The following is a 1256-nucleotide window of genomic DNA, read 5'->3' on the forward strand; positions in this document are numbered from 1 at the left end:
ANNATNNANTNAAGGGGATCTCGAAAAATAGCTTGAAGCGAAGCAAGAATATGAGATCATAGATACCAAAGTATCGCCAAAGCAGTGTCTCAAGATGAGTCAATTAGGATTCTGGGATTGGGAAAAACGACATCAGTATTTGGAGGAGAAACAAGATATCCTCGTCAAGCTCAATGAATGGATTCCTTGGGAAGAATTTAGAGAGATTCTCAATCAGGTTCAACCAAAAGAGAGAAAAAGTAAGGCGGGCAGGAAAGCAATAGATCCCGTACGAATGTTCAAATTGCTGATACTGCAAAGGCTCTACGGTATTAGTGATGAAGCTCTAGAATATCAAGTCAATGACAGGCTATCATTCATGAAGTTTGTCGGTTTGGGCATCGAAGATAAAGTACCAGATGCGACAACAGTCTGGCTATTTAGACAAAAGCTAGTAGAGCAAAAGCTAGCGGCAGCACTGTTTGAGAAATTTGAAGGCTATTTGCAAAAACAAGGATATCAAGCAGAAGAAGGACAAATAATTGATGCAACACTCATCCCAGTACCGAGACAGCGCAATCGTCGGGAAGAGAATGAAGTAGTGAAATCAGGCAAAATTCCCGAAGACTGGAAAGATAAGCCCAGGAAAAAGCGACAGAAGGATTGTGATGCTCGCTGGACAAAGAAAAATCAGGAGAATCACTTTGGCTACAAGAACCACATCAATGTCGATGTGAAATATAAACTCATCAGAAAATATGCAGTGACAGCAGCTTCAGTGCATGACAGTCAAATGTTTGCGGCAGTCTTGGATGGCAGTAATAGAGGGGATGGCATCTGGGCAGACAGTGCTTACCAAATCCAAGTACGGGAAAGAGTATTAGCACTGATGGGTATGGACAGTCATATTCATGAGAAGGGGAACCGTAATCATCCCCTAAGTGAGACACAAAAAGCCAGAAATAAAGAACGCTCTCATGTCCGTTCGAGAGTGGAGCATATCTTTGGTACTTTTGTGACCTCTATGGGGGGCAAGATGGAAAGGGTGATTGGTCATGCTCGTATTGAGACACAAATTGCCCTGAAGAACTTAGCCTACAACTTCCGACGGTACGTCTACTTGCAGCAATCTTGTGCCTAAAATCAAAAAAAATGGAGGCAAATAGGGTGAATTGACAACATCATATGAGCAAATATTTTTGCTTTTATGCTGTGACTGATAGTTTTTCTCAAAGCCTATCCATTTTTTGAAAATTTCGAGGTTCCCTNAAGNNNNT

The 1256-nt window shown here is 41.6% G+C and carries 1 protein-coding gene; it reads left to right on the plus strand.

Going from position 1 to position 1256, the window contains the following annotated elements; all coding sequences use genetic code 11:
* Positions 1-94 precede the first annotated feature (94 nt).
* Complete coding sequence (locus FEK30_RS00215; RefSeq protein ID WP_138071033.1) at positions 95-1120, plus strand: IS5 family transposase; 1026 nt, start codon at positions 95-97, stop codon at positions 1118-1120.
* The last annotated feature ends 136 nt before the right edge of the window (positions 1121-1256 follow it).

The organism is Picosynechococcus sp. PCC 11901 (genome assembly GCF_005577135.1).
In the GTDB taxonomy this organism is placed as follows: Bacteria; Cyanobacteriota; Cyanobacteriia; order Cyanobacteriales; family MRBY01; genus MRBY01.

Excerpts from the sequence above, each read along its gene's own strand:
- FEK30_RS00215 (WP_138071033.1), top strand. The coding sequence starts at position 95 with ATGAGTCAATTAGGATTCTGGGATTGGGAAAAACGACATCAGTATTTG.